The sequence below is a fragment of the Pseudomonas sp. WP18 genome (genome assembly GCF_036689585.1).
GTDB classification, from domain to species: Bacteria; Pseudomonadota; Gammaproteobacteria; order Pseudomonadales; family Pseudomonadaceae; genus Aquipseudomonas; species Aquipseudomonas chlororaphis_E.
Window position 1 is genome coordinate 258,464 of the sequence record NZ_CP144758.1, and the last position, 21,575, is coordinate 280,038.

General features: G+C 63.0%; 20 protein-coding genes. 6 read left to right on the top strand and 14 right to left on the bottom strand.

Annotated features, from left to right (window positions below; all coding sequences use genetic code 11):
- Positions 1–229: 229 nt before the first annotated feature.
- Positions 230–2,449, bottom strand: a complete 2,220-nt coding sequence (locus V5F23_RS01065; protein WP_212803252.1) for a heavy metal translocating P-type ATPase — start codon at positions 2,447–2,449, stop codon at positions 230–232.
- An 86-nt stretch (positions 2,450–2,535) separates the two neighbouring features.
- Between V5F23_RS01065 and cadR the strand changes: the two genes are divergently transcribed.
- Positions 2,536–2,982: a Cd(II)/Pb(II)-responsive transcriptional regulator gene (gene cadR, locus V5F23_RS01070; RefSeq protein WP_042730280.1), complete on the top strand. Its 447-nt coding sequence runs from the start codon at positions 2,536–2,538 to the stop codon at positions 2,980–2,982.
- Between the two features lie 126 nt (positions 2,983–3,108).
- Here cadR and V5F23_RS01075 read toward each other — a convergent pair whose 3' ends face one another.
- The 3 genes from V5F23_RS01075 to V5F23_RS01085 all read right to left on the bottom strand — a co-directional run bounded on the left by V5F23_RS01075 (position 3,109) and on the right by V5F23_RS01085 (position 5,791).
- A complete protein-coding gene (locus V5F23_RS01075; RefSeq protein ID WP_042730279.1) occupies positions 3,109–4,080 on the bottom strand; it encodes a thymidylate synthase in 972 nt (323 codons plus the stop codon).
- A 50-nt stretch (positions 4,081–4,130) separates the two neighbouring features.
- The gene (gene lgt / locus V5F23_RS01080; protein ID WP_042730278.1) at positions 4,131–4,940 is read right to left on the bottom strand and encodes a prolipoprotein diacylglyceryl transferase; all 810 of its coding nucleotides are present in this window, start codon (positions 4,938–4,940) and stop codon (positions 4,131–4,133) included.
- A gap of 68 nt (positions 4,941–5,008) precedes the next feature.
- Entirely contained in the window at positions 5,009–5,791 is a 783-nt protein-coding gene (locus V5F23_RS01085; RefSeq protein ID WP_042730292.1) for a sulfite exporter TauE/SafE family protein, read from the bottom strand.
- A gap of 263 nt (positions 5,792–6,054) precedes the next feature.
- Here V5F23_RS01085 and V5F23_RS01090 point away from each other — a divergent pair, with 263 nt between their 5' ends.
- Complete coding sequence (locus V5F23_RS01090) at positions 6,055–6,807, top strand: NRDE family protein (protein WP_047736230.1); 753 nt, start codon at positions 6,055–6,057, stop codon at positions 6,805–6,807.
- A gap of 237 nt (positions 6,808–7,044) precedes the next feature.
- Here V5F23_RS01090 and ptsP read toward each other — a convergent pair whose 3' ends face one another.
- Entirely contained in the window at positions 7,045–9,324 is a 2,280-nt protein-coding gene (gene ptsP, locus V5F23_RS01095) for a phosphoenolpyruvate--protein phosphotransferase (RefSeq protein WP_042732692.1), read from the bottom strand.
- A gap of 22 nt (positions 9,325–9,346) precedes the next feature.
- Complete coding sequence (locus V5F23_RS01100) at positions 9,347–9,826, bottom strand: RNA pyrophosphohydrolase (protein ID WP_003186867.1); 480 nt, start codon at positions 9,824–9,826, stop codon at positions 9,347–9,349.
- Between the two features lie 143 nt (positions 9,827–9,969).
- Here V5F23_RS01100 and V5F23_RS01105 point away from each other — a divergent pair, with 143 nt between their 5' ends.
- Positions 9,970–10,626 (top strand): HAD family hydrolase, encoded by a 657-nt coding sequence (locus V5F23_RS01105; RefSeq protein ID WP_042732691.1) that lies wholly within the window; start codon positions 9,970–9,972, stop codon positions 10,624–10,626.
- Between the two features lie 93 nt (positions 10,627–10,719).
- Here V5F23_RS01105 and V5F23_RS01110 read toward each other — a convergent pair whose 3' ends face one another.
- The gene (locus V5F23_RS01110) at positions 10,720–11,148 is read right to left on the bottom strand and encodes a DUF2269 family protein (RefSeq protein WP_042732690.1); all 429 of its coding nucleotides are present in this window, start codon (positions 11,146–11,148) and stop codon (positions 10,720–10,722) included.
- A 172-nt stretch (positions 11,149–11,320) separates the two neighbouring features.
- Entirely contained in the window at positions 11,321–12,835 is a 1,515-nt protein-coding gene (gene ilvA / locus V5F23_RS01115; RefSeq protein WP_047736228.1) for a threonine ammonia-lyase, biosynthetic, read from the bottom strand.
- A 269-nt stretch (positions 12,836–13,104) separates the two neighbouring features.
- On the opposite strand from ilvA, the gene rpiA reads away from it, so the two are divergent.
- Positions 13,105–13,776 carry a ribose-5-phosphate isomerase RpiA gene (rpiA, locus tag V5F23_RS01120; RefSeq protein ID WP_047736227.1) on the top strand — a complete coding sequence of 224 codons (672 nt, stop codon included), beginning with the start codon at positions 13,105–13,107 and terminating at the stop codon, positions 13,774–13,776.
- 174 nt (positions 13,777–13,950) lie between these two features.
- Here the strand turns inward: rpiA and V5F23_RS01125 are convergent, their stop codons facing one another.
- The 4 genes from V5F23_RS01125 to V5F23_RS01140 all read right to left on the bottom strand — a co-directional run bounded on the left by V5F23_RS01125 (position 13,951) and on the right by V5F23_RS01140 (position 18,184).
- Entirely contained in the window at positions 13,951–14,868 is a 918-nt protein-coding gene (locus V5F23_RS01125) for an SdiA-regulated domain-containing protein (RefSeq protein ID WP_212803255.1), read from the bottom strand.
- A gap of 112 nt (positions 14,869–14,980) precedes the next feature.
- Positions 14,981–15,913, bottom strand: coding sequence for an SdiA-regulated domain-containing protein (locus V5F23_RS01130; protein WP_047736225.1), 933 nt, complete (start codon positions 15,911–15,913; stop codon positions 14,981–14,983).
- Positions 15,914–16,085: 172 nt separating this feature from the next.
- Positions 16,086–16,751 (bottom strand): fumarylacetoacetate hydrolase family protein, encoded by a 666-nt coding sequence (locus tag V5F23_RS01135; RefSeq protein WP_053148856.1) that lies wholly within the window; start codon positions 16,749–16,751, stop codon positions 16,086–16,088.
- Positions 16,752–16,789: 38 nt separating this feature from the next.
- Positions 16,790–18,184 (bottom strand): FAD-binding oxidoreductase, encoded by a 1,395-nt coding sequence (locus tag V5F23_RS01140; RefSeq protein ID WP_042731435.1) that lies wholly within the window; start codon positions 18,182–18,184, stop codon positions 16,790–16,792.
- A gap of 201 nt (positions 18,185–18,385) precedes the next feature.
- Between V5F23_RS01140 and serA the strand changes: the two genes are divergently transcribed.
- Positions 18,386–19,615: a phosphoglycerate dehydrogenase gene (serA, locus tag V5F23_RS01145; RefSeq protein WP_042731434.1), complete on the top strand. Its 1,230-nt coding sequence runs from the start codon at positions 18,386–18,388 to the stop codon at positions 19,613–19,615.
- A gap of 131 nt (positions 19,616–19,746) precedes the next feature.
- On the opposite strand, the gene V5F23_RS01150 is transcribed toward serA, so the two are convergent.
- Positions 19,747–20,172: a DUF4399 domain-containing protein gene (locus V5F23_RS01150; RefSeq protein ID WP_042731433.1), complete on the bottom strand. Its 426-nt coding sequence runs from the start codon at positions 20,170–20,172 to the stop codon at positions 19,747–19,749.
- Between the two features lie 133 nt (positions 20,173–20,305).
- On the opposite strand from V5F23_RS01150, the gene V5F23_RS01155 reads away from it, so the two are divergent.
- The gene (locus tag V5F23_RS01155) at positions 20,306–20,872 is read left to right on the top strand and encodes a transporter substrate-binding domain-containing protein (protein WP_042731432.1); all 567 of its coding nucleotides are present in this window, start codon (positions 20,306–20,308) and stop codon (positions 20,870–20,872) included.
- A 39-nt stretch (positions 20,873–20,911) separates the two neighbouring features.
- On the opposite strand, the gene V5F23_RS01160 is transcribed toward V5F23_RS01155, so the two are convergent.
- Positions 20,912–21,538 carry a class I SAM-dependent methyltransferase gene (locus V5F23_RS01160; protein WP_042731431.1) on the bottom strand — a complete coding sequence of 209 codons (627 nt, stop codon included), beginning with the start codon at positions 21,536–21,538 and terminating at the stop codon, positions 20,912–20,914.
- Positions 21,539–21,575 lie beyond the last annotated feature (37 nt).

A 21,575-nucleotide genomic window follows, 5' to 3' on the forward strand; every position in this document is an offset into this window, starting at 1 on the left:
GGAGCTTGCTCGCGCTGGGCCTTCGCGCTGTAGGCAACTCGGAAAACTGTGGGAGCGAGCTTGCTCGCGAAGAGGGCGGGGCTGACAAATGGATGCTGACTGTCCGACGCCTGCGCGGGTAAACCCGCTCCCACAGGGGGCGCGGGCGGATGCAGAATCTGTATTCACACCACCGCCTTTGTGGGAGCGGGTTTACCCGCGAAGGCGTCCGCCCAGCCGACCGTGACCTTTACTTACGCAACAACCGCAACCCATTGAACACCACCAGCAAGCTCACCCCCATGTCGGCGAAAACCGCCATCCACATGGTGGCGAGGCCGGCGAAGGTCACGCCGAGGAAAATCGCCTTGATGACCAGCGCCAGGGCGATGTTCTGTTTCAGGATGCTGGAGGTTTGCCGCGACAGGCGGATGAAGGCCGGGATCTTGCGCAGGTCGTCGTCCATCAAGGCGACGTCGGCGGTTTCGATGGCCGTGTCGGTCCCGGCCGCTGCCATGGCGAAGCCGATTTCCGCGCGAGCCAGGGCCGGCGCGTCGTTGATGCCGTCACCCACCATGCCCACCCGGTGCCCCTTGGCGTACAGCGCTTCGATGGCTTGCAGCTTGTCGTTCGGCAACAGGTCGCCTCGGGCCTGGTCCATGCCCACCTGGGTCGCAATCGCTTCGGCGGTGTGAACGTTGTCGCCGGTGAGCATCAGGGTCTTGATGCCCAGCTCATGCAATTGCCGGATGGCTTCGCGGCTGGACTCCTTCACGGTGTCGGCCACGGCGAACAGCGCCAGGGGGCCCTTGGCATCGAGCAACAGCACCACCGACTTGCCTTGTTTTTCCAGGGCGAAGAGTTGCTCCTCCAGCGCCGGTGAGCACAGGCCCAGGTCTTCCACCAGGCGATGATTGCCCAGGTGGTAGGTCTGGCCGTCGATGTCGCCACGCACCCCTCGTCCCGCCAGGGCTTGGAAGTTATCCACAGGCTGCGCCGCCCGTTGCTTGTCCGTCGCCGCCTCGGCGATGGCGCGCGACACCGGGTGGTCGGAACGGGCGGCCAGGCTCGCGGCCAAGGCCGGGGCGGTGGTTTCCACGGTGGGGTCCAACACCACGCAGTCGGTCTGCACCGGTTTGCCGTGGGTAATCGTGCCGGTCTTGTCCAAGGCCAGGTAGTCGAGCTTGTAGCCAGCCTCCAGGTACACGCCGCCCTTGACCAGGATACCTCGGCGCGCCGCTGCCGCCAGGCCGCTGACGATGGTCACCGGCGTGGAGATCACCAGCGCACAAGGGCACGCCACCACCAGCAGCACCAACGCCCGGTAGATCCAGTCGAACCACGCCGCGCCCATGAACAGCGGCGGGATGACGGCCACGGCGAGGGCCAGGGCGAATACCACCGGGGTGTAATAGGTTGAAAATTGATCGACGAAACGCTGAGTGGGTGCCCGCGAACCCTGGGCCTGTTCCACGGCGTGGATAATGCGCGCCAGGGTGGACTGGTCCGCCGCGGCGGTGACGGTGTACTCCAGCTCGCCGGCCTGGTTGATGGTGCCGGCAAACACCTTGTCGCCGACGGTTTTCTCCACCGGCAGGCTTTCGCCGGTGATCGGTGCCTGGTCGATGGTCGAGCGCCCGGCTACCACGTCTCCGTCCAGGGCGACGCGCTCGCCGGGGCGAACCCGGACTCGCGCGCCCAGGGCGATGGCCTTGACCTCCTGCACCTGCCAGCTACCGTCGGGCTGTTGCACGGTGGCCTGTTCCGGGGCCATCTGCATCAGGCCGCTGATGGCATTGCGTGCCCGGTCCAGGGATTTGGCCTCGATCAGTTCGGCCACGGTGAACAGGAACATCACCATTGCCGCTTCCGGCCATTGGCCGATCAGCACGGCGCCGGTCACGGCGATGCTCATCAGCGCGTTGATGTTCAGGTTGCGGTTCTTCAGGGCGATCCAGCCTTTTTTGTAGGTGCCAAGGCCGCCGCTGAGGATCGACACCAGCGCCACCACGGCCACCACCCAGGTGGGGGCGGCGTTGGTGAAATGGATCACCTCGGCGCCCAGGGCCGTGACGCCGGACAACGCCAGCGGCCACCAGGGCTTGGCGGGGGCGGGTTGTGGGTTGGCAGGTTTCTCCTGACCCGGTGTCAGCGGCTCGGCCTGCATGCCCAGGGACTGGATCGCGCGGATGATCGGTGCGTCGTCGGGCAAGTCATGGGTGACGCCCAGCACGCGGTTGATCAGGTTGAATTCCAGCTGCTGCACGCCTTCAAGCTTGCCGAGCTTGTTCTGGATCAGCGTCTGTTCGGTGGGGCAGTCCATCGCCTCGATGCGAAAACTGCTCAACCGCGCGCCGTCCGTCGGTGCGTGGCCGAGGTTGACCACCGACGGCGCCGCTTCCGAGGCGCAGCAGGAATGCCCGTGGTCATGGCCATGGTTGGGCTTGTGGATGTGAAGGGAATCGCTCATCGGGTGACGTCCATGAAAAGTGCCTGTTGCACAGTAAAGACCCTGTAGCCACTATAGGGTCAAGCACCTATTTGGGAGACACCGCCATGAAGATCGGCGAACTGGCGAAAATCACCGACTGCCAGGTCGAAACCATCCGCTACTACGAGCGCGAAGGCCTGTTGCCGGAGCCGGCCCGCAGCGACGGCAACTACCGCGTCTATACCCAGGCCCATGCCGAGCGGCTGACGTTCATCCGCAACTGCCGCACCCTGGACATGACCCTGGAGGAAATTCGCAGCCTGCTGACCCTGCGCGACAGCCCCCAGGACCAATGCGAAAGCGTCAATGCCCTGATCGATGAGCACATCCACCACGTCAAGGCGCGGATCGATGGCCTGCTGGCCTTGCAGGCGCAACTGATCGACCTGCGCCATCGCTGTGGCGAAGGGCCGGACCTGGAGCAATGTGGGATTTTGCAGCGGCTGGAGGTCAGCGGAGCGGTGGTGCCGGAGACGGAGCCTTCGCATGTGGGGCGCAGTCATGGGCATTGAAGGTCATGAAGATCCAATGTGGGAGCGGGCTTGCCCGCGAAGGCGGTACATCAGACAAGATTCCTTTATCTGATAGGCCGCCTTCGCGAGCAAGCCCGCTCCCACAGGGATGGACAGTGGTGTGCTTCAGACCGCCATCGGCGCGGTCATCGGCGCATGGTGCTGGTAGCCTTCGAGGCTGAAGTCGCCCGGCTCCACGAGCTCCAGCCACTCCGGCTGGTACACGCCGGTCTTGGCGAACTCCGGCACGCGCTCGGAAATCACCAGCCTCGGCATCGGGAACGGCTCGCGGGTGAGCTGTTCGTTGAGCATGTCCAGGTGGTTTTCGTAGACGTGCGCGTCGCCGATGAAATAGGTGAACCAACGCGGGGTATAGCCGGTCAGGCGGCCGATCAGGCTCAGCAGCGCGGCGCCCTCGGTGAGGTTGAACGGCGTACCCAGCCCCAGGTCGTTGGAGCGGATGTAGAGGGTCAGGGAGATTTCCTTGGTCTCGACATTCGGGTGGAACTGGTAGAGCAGATGGCACGGCGGCAGGGCCATCTCATCGAGCTGGGCGCAGTTCCAGCCGTGGAACAGAATGCGCCGGCTGCCCGGGTCCTTGATGATGGTGTCGACGCACTGGCGGACCTGGTCGATGGCTTTGTACAGCACCACGTAGGCCTGGCCGTTCTCTTCGCCTTCGGCGATCTGCCGGTAGCCCTGGGCCAGGGTCTGCTCGATGGCCGCCCGGTTGGTCACCGGGATCTGCTTGTAGGCCGGCCACTTGCGCCATTGCACGCCATAGATCTCGCCCAGGTCGTCTTCGCCCTGGCGGAATGGGTTGGCCAGCCATTGGGCGTTTTCATTGGCGTTCTGATCCCAGACCTTGCAGCCCAACGCCCGGAATTCGGCAGCATTGTTGACGCCGCGCAGGAACCCGCACATCTCGCCGATGGCCGACTTGAACGCCATCTTGCGGGTGGTGATGGCCGGGAAACCGTCCTTGAGGTCATAGCGCAGCATCGCACCGGGGAAACTGATGGTGTTCACGCCCGTGCGGTTGGCTTGCTTGGTGCCGTTCTTGATGACGTGGGCCACCAGATCGAGATATTGCTTCATGGGTTACCTGTGTCCTTGAACCCGAGGCCGGGCCCCGGGGTTCGAATTTTTTAAGCCTTGGCCGCCGCAGCCGGCGCACGATGATAAGCCAGCCAGATCAGCACCAGGCCACCGACGATCATCGGCAGGCACAGCACCTGGCCCATGGTCAGCCAGTTCCAAGCCAGGTAGCCGAGCTGGGCGTCCGGTACACGGACGAACTCGACGATGAAGCGGAAGATTCCGTAGAACAGCGCGAACATGCCCGACACGGCCATGGTTGGCCGCGGCTTGCGCGAGAACAGCCAGAGAATCAGGAACAGCGCCACGCCTTCGAGGGCGAACTGGTACAACTGCGACGGGTGGCGCGGCAACTGCGCCGGGTCGCTGAACGGCGGGAAGACCATCGCCCACGGCACGTCGGTCGGCTTGCCCCACAATTCGGCGTTGATGAAGTTGCCGATGCGCCCGGCGCCCAGGCCGATCGGCACCATCGGCGCGACGAAGTCCATCAGCTCGAAAAACGACTTGTTGTTGCGCTTGCCGAACCACACCGCCGCGAGCATCACGCCGATGAAGCCACCGTGGAACGACATGCCGCCCTTCCAGACCTCGAAGATCAGCGTCGGGTTGGCCAGGTAGGCGCTCAGGTCGTAGAACAGCACGTAGCCCAAGCGCCCGCCGACAATCACCCCCATGGACAGCCAGAACACCAGGTCGGAGAGTTTTTCCTTGTTCCAGGTCGGGTCGAAGCGGTTGAGCCGGCGCGACGCCAACAGCCAGGCGCCGCCGATGCCGACCAGGTACATCAGGCCGTACCAGTGGATTTTCAGCGGGCCGATGGCCAGGGCCACCGGATCGATCTGCGGGTAAGGCAGCATTGATATTCCTCGTAAACGTCAAAAATACCCGGGCGACGCTGCCACCTCGGGATTAAGCCAGGATTGCGTCAGAGCAGGAAACTTGCGCCCACGCAGAACAGCAAAGCGGCGAACAGCCGTTTGAGCAAGCGCGGCGACAGGCGATGGGCCAGTCGCGCGCCGAAGCGGGCGAAGACCATGCTGGTCAGGGCGATGCCCAACAACGCCGGCAAATACACAAAACCGAGACTATGGGCTGGGAGCAGCGGATCGTGCCAGCCCAAAATCATGAAACTTAAAGCACTGGCCAGGGCAATCGGCAGGCCACAGGCCGATGACGTCGCCACCGCCTGCTGCATCGGCACGCTGCGCCAGGTCAGGAACGGTACGGTCAGCGAACCGCCGCCGATGCCGAAAATCGCCGACGCCCAGCCGATCACCGTGCCGGCCAGGGTCAGCCCGGCCTTGCCCGGCACCGTGCGGCTGGCCTTGGGCTTGAAGTCCAGGGCCAGTTGCAGCGCGACGACCATGGCGAACACGCCGATGATCTTTTGCAGGTTCGGGCCGGAAATCGCCTCGGCGGTGACCGCTCCGACGCCAGCCCCGACCAGGATCCCGACGGTCATCCAGGCGAAGATCGGCCAGCGCACCGCGCCCTTGCGCTGGTGCTCGCGCACGGCATTGACCGAGGTGAAGATGATCGACGCCAGGGAGGTGCCCACGGCCAGGTGGGTCAGGACCTGCGGGTCGAAACCCTGCAAGGTGAAACTGAACACCAGGACGGGAACGATGATCATCCCGCCGCCCACGCCGAACAGCCCGGCCAGCACACCGGCGCAGGCGCCGAGCAGCAGATAGAGCACAAATTCCACCAGCGTCTCCCCAGCCATCCCCGAAACAAGAGCGGCATGGTAACGGATCCATGGCCCCGGGCTCCACTGAAGGCGATGGATGCGAGGGCGATGTGTGGGTAGAGTGGGTTCGAACACCGATCGCTTTTGTGGCGAGGGAGCTTGCTCCCGTTGGGCTACGCAGTAGCCCAAAAATCGCCGGGGAGTGCTGCGCCCTCCAGCGGGAGCAAGCTCCCTCGCCACGGGTCTTCGCTAAATCCGTCTAACTGGCTGGGGACTACCTGATGTGCCTGATCGTATTTGCCTGGCGACCTGGCCACGCTTGGCCGTTGATCGTGGCGGCCAACCGCGATGAATTCTACGCCCGGCCGACCTTGCCCCTGGCTCAGTGGCCGGATGCACCCCATGTCCATGCCGGTCGTGATCTGGAGGCCGGTGGCACCTGGCTGGGCATCGGCGCCGACGGTCGCTTCGCCGCCCTGACCAACATCCGCGACCCGGGCCAGGGCCCGGCCTTCAAGTCGCGGGGAGAGCTGGTGGCGCGCTTTTTGGGCGGGAGCCTGTCGATTGCCGATTATTTCAGCGAAGTCGTGCCCCGTGCCGGCGAGTATGGCGGGTTCAACCTGTTGCTTGGCGACGGCGCTGAGCTCTGGCACTTCAACGCTCGCGACGCCCGTCCGCAATGCCTGGCGGAGGGCCTTTACGGGGTGTCGAACGCCGGGCTGAACACGCCCTGGCCCAAGCTTCTCAAGGCCCGGGCCGCGCTCGCCGAGGTGCTGGATGACCCGCATCCCCAGGCCTTGCTGGCACTGCTCAACGACCCGGAGCCGGCCCCGGTGGCCGATTTGCCGGACACCGGCGTGGGCCTGGCGACCGAGCGGCTGTTGTCGAGTGTCTTCATTGCCAGCCCCGCCTACGGGACGCGAGCGAGCACGGCGTTGATCGTCCATGCCGATGGGACACGGCACCTGGTCGAACGCAGCTTCGGGCCCCATGGGGGGCATTTGGGGGAGGTGGAGGTGGAGGTGCGAGCCTGAAGGGGTAGCGTCAACCCGTGGCGAGGGAGCTTGCTCCCGCTGGAGTGCAAGGCACTCCCGATTGCGGGGATATCGATAAGAACAGTGTCAGGGGGAGCTTGCGACTGCTTCGCAGCCGAGCGGGAGCAAGCTCCCTCGCCACAGATGCGGCGACTAGGCTCTGCCCGAAAAGCCTTGATACTCGGTGATGCTGCGTTAAAAACCGCCTCACTTCGTCTCAAGACTTTCAAACAGAACCTAGAGCGTCTTGTTCGAAGCCGGATTGATCATCCGCGCCAACCCGAGGTTCTTCAGCGCCAGTTGCAGGGAGCTGTGGATCACTTGCGGGTTGTCGATGGTCATGACTTCCGCCAGCAGTTCCTGGGCCTTGCTGAGGTTGATCTGGCGCAGCATCCACTTCACTTTCGGCAAGTTGGTGGCGTTCATCGACAGGCTGTCAAAACCCATCGCCATCAACAGGACGGCGGCTGCCGGGTCGCCGGCCATTTCGCCGCAGATGCTCACCGGCTTGCCTTCGGCATGGGCGTCGCGCACCACGGTCTGCAACGCTTGCAGCACGGCGGGGTGCAGATAGTCGTACAGGTCGGCCACCCGTGGGTTGTTGCGGTCCACGGCCAGCAGGTATTGCGTCAGGTCGTTGGAGCCCACCGACAGGAAGTCCACCTGGCGCGCCAGTTCCTTGGTCTGGTACACCGCTGCCGGGATCTCGATCATCACGCCCACCGGCGGCATCGGTACGTCGGTGCCTTCGTCGCGTACTTCGCCCCAGGCCCGGTGAATCAGGTGCAGGGCTTCTTCCAGCTCGTGGGTGCCGGAGATCATCGGCAACAGGATGCGCAGGTTGTTCAGGCCTTCGCTGGCCTTGAGCATGGCGCGTGCCTGGACCAGGAAGATTTCCGGGTGGTCGAGGGTCACGCGGATGCCGCGCCAGCCGAGGAACGGGTTGTCTTCCTTGATCGGGAAGTAAGACAGGGATTTGTCGCCGCCAATGTCCAGGCTGCGCATGGTCACCGGCTGCGGATGGAAGGCGGCCAGTTGTTCACGGTAGATCGCCAGCTGTTCCTTCTCGCTGGGGAAGCGCTGGTTGATCATGAATGGCACTTCGGTGCGGTACAGGCCTACGCCCTCGGCGCCGCGCTTCTGCGCCCGGGCCACGTCGGCCAGCAGGCCGGTGTTGACCCACAGCGGCATGCGATGGCCGTCCAGCGTCACGCAAGGCAGGTCCCGCAGCGCATCCAGGCCCAGGGCCAGTTGCTTTTCTTCTTCCACCACATCGGCGAACTGCTTGCGCAGCACGTCGCTGGGGTTGGTGTAGACCTCGCCGTGGTAGCCGTCGACGATCATCTGGATGCCGTCGACCTTGGAGTACGGCAGGTCCACCAGGCCCATCACCGTCGGGATGCCCATGGCCCGGGCCAGGATCGCCACGTGGGAGTTGCCCGAACCCAGCACCGACACCAGCCCCGCCAGCTTGCCTTCGGGCACTTCGCCGAGCATGGCCGGGGTCAGCTCCTCGCTGACCAGGATGGTGTTGTCGGGGTAGACCAGGGTCTGCTGGCGTTCCTGCTGCAGGTAGGCCAGCAGCCGGCGGCCGAGGTCCTTGACGTCGGAGGCGCGCTCGCGCAGGTAGGCGTCGTCCATCAGTTCGAAACGGTTGACGTGGTCGGTCACCACCTGGCGCAACGCGCCCTGGGCCCACTGGCCGGTCTTGATGACCGTGGTCACCTCGCTGCCCAGGGAGGCGTCGTCGAGCATCATCAGATAAACGTCGAACAGCGCACGCTCTTCGGGGCGCAGTTGCGTCGCCAGTTTGGCCGAGAGGGCGCGCATGTCGGCGCGCACGCCTTCGATGGCGGTCTTGAACAGCCCCAGCTCGGCGTCGATGTCGGTGATGGTCTTGTCCGGCACCACGTCGAGGTCGGCCGGCGGCAGCATGACCACCGCGGTACCCACGGCCGCTCCCGGTGAACCCGGCACGCCGACGAACTTGGCTTCCTGGATGCCCTTGCCCTGGCGACCCAGGCCGCTGATCGAGCCGGTGGCCTCGGCGTGGGCGATGACCCCGGCCAGTTGCGCGCTCATCGTCACGAGGAAGGCTTCTTCACCTTCGTCGAACTGGCGGCGCTCCTTTTGCTGGATGACCAGCACGCCGACGACGCGGCGGTGGTGAATGATCGGTGCGCCGAGGAACGAGGCGTAACGCTCTTCGCCGGTTTCGGCGAAGTAGCGGTAGCGCGGGTGGTCCGCGGCGTTCTCGAGGTTCAGGGGTTCTTCGCGCGTGCCGACCAGGCCGACCAGACCTTCATTGGGCGCCATGCTGACCTTGCCGATCGAGCGCTTGTTCAAGCCCTCGGTGGCCATCAGCACGAAACGGTTGGTCTCGGGGTCCAGCAGGTAGACCGAGCAGACCTGGCTGCCCATGGCCTCTTTGACGCGCAATACAATAATCCCCAACGCCGCCTTGAGATCCTTGGCGGAGTTAACTTCCTGGACGATCTTGCGCAGCGTATTGAGCATGGCTCGGGGTCGAACTCCGTCGTCAGTCGCGCGTCAGCAGGCGCGGGGCAAGCTCTTTGAGAGCGCGTCGATACACCTCGCGCTTGAATGTCACCACCTGGCCCAACGGATACCAATAGCTGACCCAGCGCCAGCCATCGAACTCCGGTTTACCGGTCAAATCCATCCGCACCCGCTGCTCGTTGGAGATCAGGCGCAGGAGAAACCATTTCTGTTTCTGGCCGATGCACAGCGGTTGGCTGTGCGTGCGGACCAGGCGCTGCGGCAAACGATAGCGCAACCAGCCGCGGGTGCAGGCGAGTATTTCGACATCTTCTCGCTCAAGCCCCACTTCTTCGTTCAACTCGCGGTACAAGGCCTCTTCCGGCGTCTCCTGGGGGTTGATCCCGCCCTGGGGAAACTGCCAGGCGTCTTGATTGATACGGCGAGCCCATAGCACCTGCCCTGCATCATTCGTCAGAATGATCCCCACATTGGGGCGGAAACCATCGGGGTCGATCACGGCAACAACCTCGCAAACGCATGTCGCCGCATTGTTCCACAAAGGTTGTGAAAGCAGCAACGCGCCGGCCTACCTTATGTGCACTCTTGTGAAAAGTCCGTATTCTGGACGCCTTTCTTCAGATTTTTCAGCGAGTAACTGCAATGCGGCTGGCTTTATTCGACTTGGACAACACCTTGCTGGGCGGCGACAGCGACCACGCGTGGGGCGATTACCTGTGTGAGCGCGGCTTTCTCGACGCCGTCTCCTACAAGGCGCGCAACGACGCGTTCTACCAGGATTACCTGGCCGGCAAGCTGGACAACGCCGAGTACCTGAATTTTTGCCTGGAAATCCTCGGCCGTACCGAGATGGACGTGCTGGCCCAGTGGCATCTGGACTACATGCGCGATTGCATCGAGCCGATCGTGTTGCCCCAGGCCCTCGACCTGTTGAAAAAACACCGCGATGCCGGCGACAAGCTGGTGATCATCACCGCCACCAACCGTTTCGTCACCGCCCCGATTGCCGAGCGCCTGGGGGTCGAGACCCTGATCGCCACCGAGTGCGAGATGGTCGACGGGCGCTACAGCGGCCGCAGCACCGACATCCCGTGCTTTCGCGAAGGCAAGGTGACCCGGCTGAACCGCTGGCTGGAAGAAACCGGGCATTCGCTTGAGGACAGCTATTTCTACAGCGACTCGATGAATGACTTGCCGTTGCTGGAGGCGGTGACGCACCCGGTGGCCGTGGACCCGGACCCGAACTTGCGGGCCGAGGCGCAGAAGCGGGGCTGGCCGGTGATTTCGTTACGCGGCTGAAACCGCTTTCGCGAGCAAGCCCGCTCCCACATGGGCGTGCACAACCCTGTGGGAGCGGGCTTGCTCGCGAATGGGGCCGCTCGGTCTCAAGGCTTAGACCGGCTTGGCCCCCATCAACCCGGCAATGGCGATAAAACAGACCACACCGAACAGCGCCAGGGCAAAGGTGAACCTGCCGTTGCCCGCCGTCGGTGCCTTGCGCGCTTTGTTCAGCCGTACCAACAGCCAGAACCCCGCCAGCGCCGCCAGGGTGTAGAGCACGCTGGAAGCCAGCAGCCAGGTCTGCCCCAGTGGCCAGCCGACCTGATGCACCATCCACCAGCCGGTAAACGGCAGGCTCGCCAGGGACAGGCCCATCACCAGCCAGACAAACAGCCGAGGGCGTTGCAGCGTGCGCGCCGCAGCCGTGGCATCGCCGTTACGGCGTGTCCGCCAGACCCAGATAGCCAGGCCCAGGACGCCTGCCAGCAGCAGTACCGTGGCAATGACGTGAGCGACTTTCAGGATGGTCAAGGTTTCCATGGTTCGATTTCCTTATGACTTGTCCAGCACAGCTTAGACCCCTCTGTGGCGAGGGAGCTTGCTCCCGCTGGGTCGCGAAGCGGCCCCAAAAAAGCAGTGAGCGCTTCGCATTCAAGCGGGAGCAAGCTCCCTCGCCACAGGTCCACCCAGTCCCCAGTCCAAACCGCGGGATTCACCCCAGAAACAGTTGATACGCCGGGTTATCGCTTTCATCCCAGTACGGGTAACCGATTTCCTCCAGCGCCGCCGGCACCAGATGGCGTTCATCGTGTGGCACCTGTAGCCCCGCGACCACCCGGCCGTCCGCCGCGCCGTGGTTGCGGTAGTGGAACATCGAGATATTCCAGCGCCCGCCCAGCTTGTTGAGGAAGTTGAACAGCGCGCCCGGGCGCTCCGGGAACTCGAAGCGCAGCACCACTTCGTCGATGACATGGGCCGCGTGGCCACCCACCATGTGGCGGATGTGCAACTTGGCCAGTTCGTTGTCGGTCAGGTCCAGCACCGGGAAGCCTTGCGCGGTCAGGCTGGCGATCAGCGCCGTGCGCGGGTCGTTCTCCGGGTGGGTCTGCACGCCAACAAAGATGTGGGCTTCGCTGCCGGTGTTGTAGCGGTAGTTGAATTCGGTGATCTGGCGCTTGCCGATGGCTTCGCAGAAGGCCTTGAAGCTGCCCGGTTTCTCGGGGATGGTCACCGCGATGATCGCTTCGCGACCTTCGCCCAGTTCGGCGCGCTCGGCCACGTGGCGCAAGCGGTCGAAGTTGACGTTGGCGCCGGAGTCGATGGCTACGAGGGTCTGGCCGCTGGTGGCGCGCGTTTCGACGTACTTCTTGATCCCGGCCACGCCCAAGGCGCCGGCAGGTTCGGTGATCGAGCGGGTATCGTCGTAGATATCCTTGATCGCGGCGCAGATCTCGTCGGTGCTGACGGTGATCACCTCATCCACGTAGTGCTTGCAGATATCGAAGGTGTGCTGGCCGATCTGCGCCACGGCGACGCCGTCGGCAAACAGCCCCACCGTTGGCAGCACCACGCGCTCGCCCGCCGCCAGGGCCGCTTGCAGGCAATTGGAGTCGTCCGGCTCGACGCCGATGACCTTGATGTCCGGGCGCAGGTATTTCACGTAGGCGGCGATCCCGGCGATCAGCCCGCCACCGCCCACCGGGACAAATATCGCATCCAGGCGCCCCGGGTGCTGGCGCAGGATTTCCATCGCCACCGTGCCCTGCCCGGCAATGGTATGGGGATCGTCATACGGGTGGATGTAGACGTAGCCCTTTTCGTCGACCAGTTTCAGCGAGTAGGCCAGGGCTTCAGGGAACGAGTCGCCGTGCAGCACCACCTTGCCGCCACGCGAGCGCACGCCCTCGACCTTGATTTCCGGGGTGGTCTTGGGCATCACGATGGTGGCCTTCACGCCCAGCACCTTGGCCGCCAGGGCGAGGCCCTGGGCGTGGTTGCCTGCCGACGCCGTGACCACGCCGCGGGCGCGTTCTTCGTCGCTGAGTTGGGTCAGCTTGTTGTAGGCCCCGCGAATCTTGAACGAGAACACCGGCTGCAAGTCTTCGCGCTTGAGCCAGATGTCGTTGCCCAGCCGTTCGGACAGCTGGCGAGCGGTCTGCAGTGGGGTTTCTACGGCAACGTCGTAAACGCGCGAGGTGAGGATCTTTTTGACGTACTGTTCAAGCATCGGAAAGCATCACTGGGCGGGTTGGGCAGGGCCAAGGAGTCTAACCCGGCTTTTGGCCGGGCGACCATACGAATTAAAGGGTTTCAAGGTACAAGGCCCCCTGTGGCGAGGGCGCTTGCTGTGGCGAGGGAGCTTGCTCCCGCTGGACTGCGAAGCAGGCCCAAGATTCTGCGACGGCTGCGCCATCGAGCGGGAGCAAGCTCCCTCGCCACGGTTTCTACGCCTATAATGCCGGCCTTTCGTTCACTCTCGGCACCTTCGGAGCCCGCATGACCCAGGATCAACTCAAACAGGCCGTGGCCCAGGCCGCCGTCGACCTCATCCTTGCGAAACTGGATGACAAGAGCATCGTCGGGGTCGGCACCGGCTCCACGGCCAATTGCTTCATCGACGCGTTGGCAAAACACAAGGGCGCCTTCGACGGCGCGGTTGCCAGTTCCGAAGCCACCGCTGCGCGGCTCAAGGGGCATGGGATTCCGGTCTACGAGCTCAACACCGTGAGCGACCTGGAGTTCTACATCGACGGCGCCGACGAAAGTGATGCGCACCTGAACCTGATCAAGGGCGGCGGCGCGGCCCTGACGCGCGAGAAAATCGTCGCCGCCGTGGCCAAGACATTCATCTGCATCGCCGATGCCAGCAAACTGGTGCCGGTGCTCGGCGCTTTCCCGCTGCCGGTGGAAGTCATCCCGATGGCTCGCAGCCACGTCGCCCGCCAGTTGGTCAAGCTGGGCGGCGACCCGGTGTACCGCGAAGGCGTGCTGACCGACAACGGCAACATCATCCTGGACGTGCACAACCTGCAGATCACCCACCCGGTAGAGCTGGAACGCCAGATCAACGCCATCGTCGGCGTGGTCACCAATGGCCTGTTCGCGGCGCGTCCGGCGGACGTGCTGTTGCTCGGGACGGCTGAAGGGGTGAAGACCCTCAAGGCTTGATCCGATGTGGTGACTGGCACTCTTGTGGCGAGGGGATTTATCCCCGTTGGGCTGCGAAGCAGCCCTAAAACCTGAGTTGATCGGTGTGCCAGATAGATTGAGTTCGTTGCTTTTGGGGGCTGCTACGCAGCCCAGCGGGGATAAATCCCCTCGCCACAGGATTTTTGATTCTTATCAATCGGGCTGCGGCTTCTTGAACACGTAGAACAGATTCGGCTCACTCACCAGGTACAGGGTGCCGTCGTCGTCCATGGCGAGGCCTTCGGCCTGGGGGACGGTCTGCTGCAAGCCCTGGCTGCCCTTGCTCAAGGACAGCGTGCTCAGCGGCCGGCCATTGATGTCCAACTCGATGATCAACCGCGATTCCTCGGACAGCGCCAGCAGATGGCCGCTGCGTTCATCGTATTGCAGGCTCGAAAGGTCGCGCACGAACAGCCCGGCATCACGCTTGGGGTTGTTGATGACATGGACCGCGTAGGACTTTTCTGGATTCTGATGGGGAAACCCATGCACTTCATAAATCAGCATCGGGTCGCGTTCCTTGGCCACGAATAGCCGTTTGCCTACCGAGTCGTAGGCGAGCCCTTCGAACCCCTTGTTGCTGCTCATGTGCACGCCAAGCGTCATCTGCTCGGCGTCGGCGGCGTCGAGGAACCGGGTGTCCTGGTCCAGATGGATCTTGATCAGTCGCTGCTGGCGCTCGTCGGTGATGACGTAAGTGTCTTCGCTGATGAATTCCACCGCTTCCGGGTCGCCGAAGCCCACCAGGGCGATGCGCCGCAGGATCCTGCCTTCGAGTGACAGCTCGACCAGCTCCGGATTCTGGTTGGTGACGGTGAACAGGCTCTTGCGTATAGGATCGAAGGTCAGCGCCGAGACATCGTCGGCCAGGCCGTCGATCGCCTGCGCTTCGACCGTGACCCGGTACTGGTCCAGCGCAATGGCCTGCTCGTGGGCGGGATTCCAGAAGCTGTTGACGTTGAACCAGGCGCGCTCGAACAGGCGCAGGCGCTGTCCCATTGTGATCGAAGCGATCAGGGCGATGGCCAGCAACATCAGGATCAGAGGTTTGGGACGGGCGAGTCGACGCATGTTGGGGGTGGGCTCGGATAAGAACAGGTGGCTGAAATATCACGACTACCTGAACTGAAGCTTAATGGCCGTGTGCCACACCCTACAGCGAAGGAGGAATAATCCTACAAGGTCAGCGTTGTTTTTCGAAACGATAGAACAGATTCGGTTCGCTGACCATGTACAGGTTGCCGGCCTCGTCGACGGTAACGCCCTCGGCACGCGGTATCGTGTCCTTCAGGCCGTTGAAGCCGCCCAGCAGGGTCATGAAGCTGACCTGCTCGCCTTTTTCGTCCAGCTCCAGCAGCAAGTGGGAGTCGGCCGAAAGCACCAGCATGTGACCGGTGCGAGGGTCGACGGCCAGCGCCGAGAGGTTGCGCAGGTCCAGCTCATTGCTGACATGGATCTGCTTGTCGCCCTTGAGCAGCTGGCTGCCGTCGCTTTTCCAGGTGTACAGCGCCGGCGGGCGTTCTTCACCCAGCACCAGCTGCTGGTTGCGCGGATCCCAGACGATGCCTTCGAAACCCTTGTTCTGGTTTTTCGATGCGCCAAGGTCATAACGAGGGAAGGCGGCGCTGTTCAGCTCGCGGGTGTTGGCATCCACCTGGATGATCGACAGGCTGTGATCGCGTTCATCGGTAATCGCCAGCAGGCCGTTTTCCATGTAGGTCACGCCCTCCGGATTGCTCCAGCCCACCAGCGGCATCTTGCGCAGGACCTCGCCCTGCAGGGTCAGCTCAACCAGGAACGGGTTTTTGCCCATGACGGCGAACAAGGTTTTGGTCTGCGGGTTGTAGGTCACATCGGAGGCTTCGTCCTTCTCCATGCCCGGCAGCGGCTTGGCGTCGATCACGGCATGGTAGTCCGGCAGCCAGACACTCTCCTGGCGCTGGGCCGGGCTTTGGAAGCGTTCCGATAGCCAGAGCAGGCCACGGTCGTCCCAGTGCATCGCGAACGCCAGGCCATAAGCGGCGGCCACGGCCAGCAGTGACCAGGCATACCAGGGCAGGGCAAAGCGAGAGCGGCGGGCGGATTTGGCAGGGGACAGCGCGTGGGGTTTGGCCATGGGGAGAATGCGTTCCAGGAAATTCGGGCTAAGGGAATGGCTGGCTCAGATGCCGCATTCGCCGGAATTATCCGGATGGCATGTGAAAAAAACGATAAATCACGGGATGGACTGCTCCCAAATCCTCTGTAGGAGCGAGCTTGCTCGCTCCTACAGAGGATGATGGCAGCTTTTAGCGAACGCTGCTTTCGAAGCGGCTCGCGCCCGGCAATTCCAGGACCAGTTCATCGCCGGCATTCAGCGGCCCGACGCCGGCCGGGGTGCCAGTGAGGATGACGTCGCCGGCCTGCAGCGAGAAGCAGCCGGCCATGTACTGGATCATCGGCACGATGGGGTTGAGCATCAGGCGGCTGTTGCCGTCCTGGCGCACCTCACCGTTGATGGTCAGGCGCACCGGGATGTCGGCCAGGTCGGTAAACGTGCTGCCTGGCACGAACGGGGCGATGACGGCCGCGCCGTCGAACGACTTGGCCACTTCCCACGGCAGGCCCTTAGCCTTGAGCTCGGCCTGCTTGTCCCGAAGGGTCAGGTCCAGGGCCGGGGCGAAGCCGGAGATGGCGTCCAGGATTTCCTCGGCGCTGGGCCGGGTCGACAGCGGCTTGCCGATCAGCACGGCGATCTCCGCCTCGTAGTGCACCGAGCCGCGCTCGGCCGGAATGCTGAACCCGCCCTCCAGCGGCACCACGCAACTGCCCGGCTTGATGAACAACAGCGGTTCGGTGGGCACCGGGTTGTCCAGTTCCTTGGCATGTTCGGCGTAGTTGCGGCCAATGCACACCACTTTGCCCACCGGGAAGTGGATGCGTGTACCGTCGACATACTGGTGCTGATAGCTCATTACCGACTCCTGTTCTGGGATTGGGGTGATTAAAGGGTTCAAACCGCGAAGATCTTGCCCGGGTTCATGATGCCGTTCGGGTCGAAGACCGCCTTCACGGCCTTCATGTATTCGATTTCCACTGGCGAACGACTATAGGCCAGGTAGTCGCGCTTGGTCATGCCCACGCCATGTTCGGCCGATATCGAGCCGTTGTACTTCTCGACGATCTCGAACACCCATTTGTTCACCGTGGCGCACTTGGCGAAGAACTCGTCCTTGCTCAGGTTTTGCGGCTTGAGAATGTTCAGGTGCAGGTTGCCATCGCCGATGTGGCCGTACCAGACGACTTCGAAGTCGGGATAGTGTTTGCCGACGATCGCGTCTATTTCCCTGAGGAAGTCCGGGACTTTGGAGACCGTCACCGAAATGTCGTTCTTGTACGGCGTCCAGTGGGAGATGGTTTCGGAAATGTACTCGCGCAGTTTCCACAGGTTCTGCAACTGGGTTTGACTCTGGCTCATCACGCCGTCCAGCACCCAGCCCTGTTCCACGCAGTGCTCGAAGGTTTCCAGCGCCTGGTTGGCCACGTCTTCGGTGGTGGCTTCGAATTCCAGCAGGGCATAGAACGGACAATCGGTCTCGAATGGCGCCGGTACGTCACCGCGCCCGAGGATCTTGGCCAGGGCCTTGTCGGAGAAGAATTCGAACGCGGTCAGGTCGAGCTTGCCCTGGAACGCATGCAGCACGGGCATGATCGAGGCGAAGTCCGGCGTGCCGAGCACCATCGCCGTGAGGTTTTTCGGCGCCCGGTCCAAGCGCATCGTGGCCTCGACCACGAAGCCGAGCGTGCCTTCGGCGCCGATGAACAACTGGCGCAAATCGTAGCCGGTGGCGTTCTTGATCAGGTCCTTGTTCAGCTCCAGCAGGTCGCCCTTGCCGGTGACGACCTTCATGCCCGCCACCCAGTTGCGGGTCATTCCGTAGCGAATGACCTTGATCCCGCCGGCATTAGTGCCGATGTTGCCACCAATCTGGCTGGAACCGGCCGATGCGAAGTCCACCGGGTAGTACAGCCCGTGTTCCTCGGCCTTGTTCTGCAATTGTTCGGTGATCACGCCCGGCTGGCACACGGCGGTGCGGTCGGTGAGGTTCACGTCGAGGATCTGGTTCATGTAGTCGAACGACACCACCACCTCGCCATGGGCGGCCACGGCGGCGGCGGAAAGCCCGGTGCGCCCGCCCGACGGCACCAGCGCGACCTTGCGGGTATTGGCCCAACGCACGATGGCCTGCACCTGCTCAATGCTCTTGGGAAAGACGATGGCGCTTGGCGCGGGGGCGAAATGACGGGTCCAGTCCTTGCCGTAAGCGTCCAGGGAGTCGGCATCGGTCAGGACCTTGCCCGGCTCGACCAGGGTCTTCAACTCAGCGATCAGTTCAGCAGTAGTCATCGACAGAACTCTCGAACAATTCATGGTCACCCTGAAGACGCTTCACGTCGCAGAATGAGTGTTTGAAGGTCGCATATGCTAGCATACGCCCCCCGCAGAGGCGTTCTAACAGGCCACGCTGCGGGCCGGCGACTACGCCGTGTGGGCAGCCTGACGTTGCCCATTTCCCTGCCATTTTTCTCCGGGACACAGGTTACGCAGATGAGCAAGACTTCTCTCGATAAGAGCAAGATCAAGTTCCTTCTTCTCGAAGGCGTCCACCAATCGGCTGTCGACGTCCTCAAGTCGGCGGGCTACACCAGCATTGAGTACATCACCAGTTCTCTGCCGGAAGCCCAGCTCAAGGAAAAGATCGCCGATGCTCACTTCATCGGCATTCGCTCCCGTACCCAATTGACCGAAGAGATCTTCGACCACGCCAAGAAACTGGTCGCGGTCGGCTGCTTCTGCATCGGCACCAACCAGGTCGACCTCGACGCGGCGCGCGAGCGCGGCATCGCGGTGTTCAACGCACCGTACTCCAACACCCGTTCCGTTGCCGAACTGGTGCTGGCCGAAGCGATCCTGCTGTTGCGCGGTATCCCCGAGAAGAACGCATCCTGCCACCGTGGCGGCTGGATCAAGAGTGCGGCCAACTCCTTTGAAATCCGCGGCAAGAAGCTGGGGATCGTCGGCTACGGCTCGATCGGCACCCAACTGTCGGTCCTGGCCGAGGGCCTGGGCATGCAGGTCTACTTCTACGACACCGTGACCAAGCTGCCGCTGGGCAACGCCACCCAGGTCAATGACCTGCACGAGCTGCTGGGCATGTCCGATATCGTGACCCTGCACGTGCCGGAAACCGCTGCCACCCAGTGGATGATCGGCGAGAAGGAAATCCGCGCCATCAAGAAGGGCGGGATCCTGATCAACGCCGCCCGTGGCACCGTGGTCAGGCTCGAAGCCCTGGCCGAAGCGATCAAGGACAAGCACCTGATCGGCGCCGCCATTGACGTGTTCCCGGTGGAGCCGCGCTCCAACGACGACATCTTCGAAAGCCCGCTGCGTGGCCTGGACAACGTGATCCTGACCCCGCACATCGGTGGCTCCACCGCTGAAGCCCAAGCCAACATCGGCCTGGAAGTGGCGGAAAAACTGGTCAAGTACAGCGACAATGGTACTTCGGTATCGTCCGTGAATTTCCCGGAAGTGGCCCTGCCGGCTCACCCTGGCAAGCACCGCCTGCTGCACATCCACGAGAACATCCCGGGTGTGATGAGCGAGATCAACAAGGTCTTCGCCGAAAACGGCATCAACATTTCCGGTCAGTTCCTGCAGACCAACGAGAAGGTCGGCTACGTCGTGATCGACGTCGATGCCGAATACTCGGACCTGGCGCAAGAGAAGCTGCAGCACATCAAGGGCACCATTCGGTCCCGCGTGCTGTTCTAAGCCGCGAGGCTGGCTGGCAATGAAAAACGGGAGCCCGAAAAGGCTCCCGTTTTTTGTGCCTGATATGATGCTGCACCTGTGGGGGCGGGCTTGCTCCCACAAGGGCCTATGTTCCGTCACCCCAGGCGGTGTTATTTCACGTTTACCGTGATTTTCTTGGAGACAATCGGCGGATCGAACGGCATGTGGCCACTGTCGCCCAGTTCCAGCTGCAAGGTGTGCTTGCCTGGGGCCAGCTTGATGGTGGCCTCGGTCTGCGCCTTGCCGAAGTGCATGTGGTTGGCGTCGGTCGGGATCGGTGCGCCCGCGGCAGGCAATTGGTCGACATCGATCAGCAGATGGTGATGTCCGGTATTCTTGGTCACGTCACCCGCCGGAGCCAGGGCGATACCCTTGACGCCGAACTGGACCTTGAATTCCTGGGCGACAGTGGCTCCGTCGGCCGGGGAAACGATGAATGCTTCTGCGCCCTTGGGTGCAGGGGTTGCGGCGGTTGCCAGCATCGAAGTGCCGAGCAACAGGCCGGCCAACGCGGCACGAGACATAACGCTTTTCATTTTTTTCTCCAGTTTTTTCATGAAATCCGCCCGGTCATGACAACTTCATGACCAATCGTTGTCGAAGCCTGCAACAACCATAGCAAAGCGAGCCTGAAACGAGCGTCGCTTGTATCGATACCAAGGAGTGACCATGCGTTTCCTGCCTGGCCTGATCTGCCTGCTACCCCTTTTGAGCCCTTTGGCCCATGCCGAATTGATCGATGACATCAACGACCGTGGTGAGCTGCGCATCGCCCTGGAGGCCAATACCGCGCCGTTCAACTTCAAGGAAGACGGCAAGCTCACCGGGTTCGAAGTGGAGCTGGGCCAGATGCTCGCCAGTGAACTCGATGTACGCGCCGACTTCGTGGTCACCGATGCTGCGGACCTGCTGACCGGTGTGGAGAGCGGCAAGTACGACGTTGCCATCAACCACATAGCAATGACCCCGGAACTGGCCGAACGTTTCGACACCAGTGCCGCTTACAGTCAACCGGATGCGCAATTGTTGGCGAAAAAGGATGAAACCCAGCGCCCGCTGATGATGGCGCAGTCTTTCCAGCCGGAAGAAAAGAGCGGCCCGGCGCCGCACCTGGTGATCCCCTTCCAGAAAGGCAACCCGGCGTTCAAGGCCAGCCTGGACAACGCCCTGACGCGGATCAAGGATGACGGGCGGCTGGAGCAGTTGTCCCAGAAGTGGTTGGGCAAGCAGCAATAGCGGGGTGAGCGCAGCTTTTGTGGTGAGGATTGCTGGGCTTCAAATCTTGCGCCAGACACTCGCCAACCACGGCTGCTGCTCGCGCGGCCGTCCCGCCGGTCGGTAGTAATGCTCCAGCTCCACGAAGCCGGCGTCGGTGAGCAACGCGCGCCAGGCCGCCAGGTCGTGGTAGGCGCCGAAACGCTGGCCGTTCCAGCCCTCCTGATTCTCGCCCCGGGGGTTGGAGCTGAACAACACGCCGTCAGCCTTGAGGGTGGCGTGCAGTTGCCTGAGCACCCGCGGCAACTCCTGTCGCGGAACGTGAAACAGCACGGCGTTGGCGAAGATCCCGTCGAAGCGTTGCGCCGGCAGGTCGAGTTCCAGGAAGTCCTGTTGCCACACCTCGCAGCCGCTGTCCTGGCGTGCCATGCGGACGAACTCGGCTGAGCCGTCCAGGCCGATCGCGACGTGGCCCAAGGCGGTGAACGCGCGCAAGTCCCGGCCCGGGCCGCAACCCAGGTCCAGGATGTGCAGCGGTGCGCTGGTCCGGATATGGCGCAGCAATGCGTCGATGTTCTGGCTCACATCATGGTCGCGGGTGCCTTCGCGAAAGTCTTCGGCGACGGCGTTGTAGTTGCCCAGGGTGGTGGCGGTGATGGCTTGCAAGTCTTCGGGGGAGTGTTTCATGGTCGTGGGCTTGGGTAGGGAGCGTGGGCGGACTATA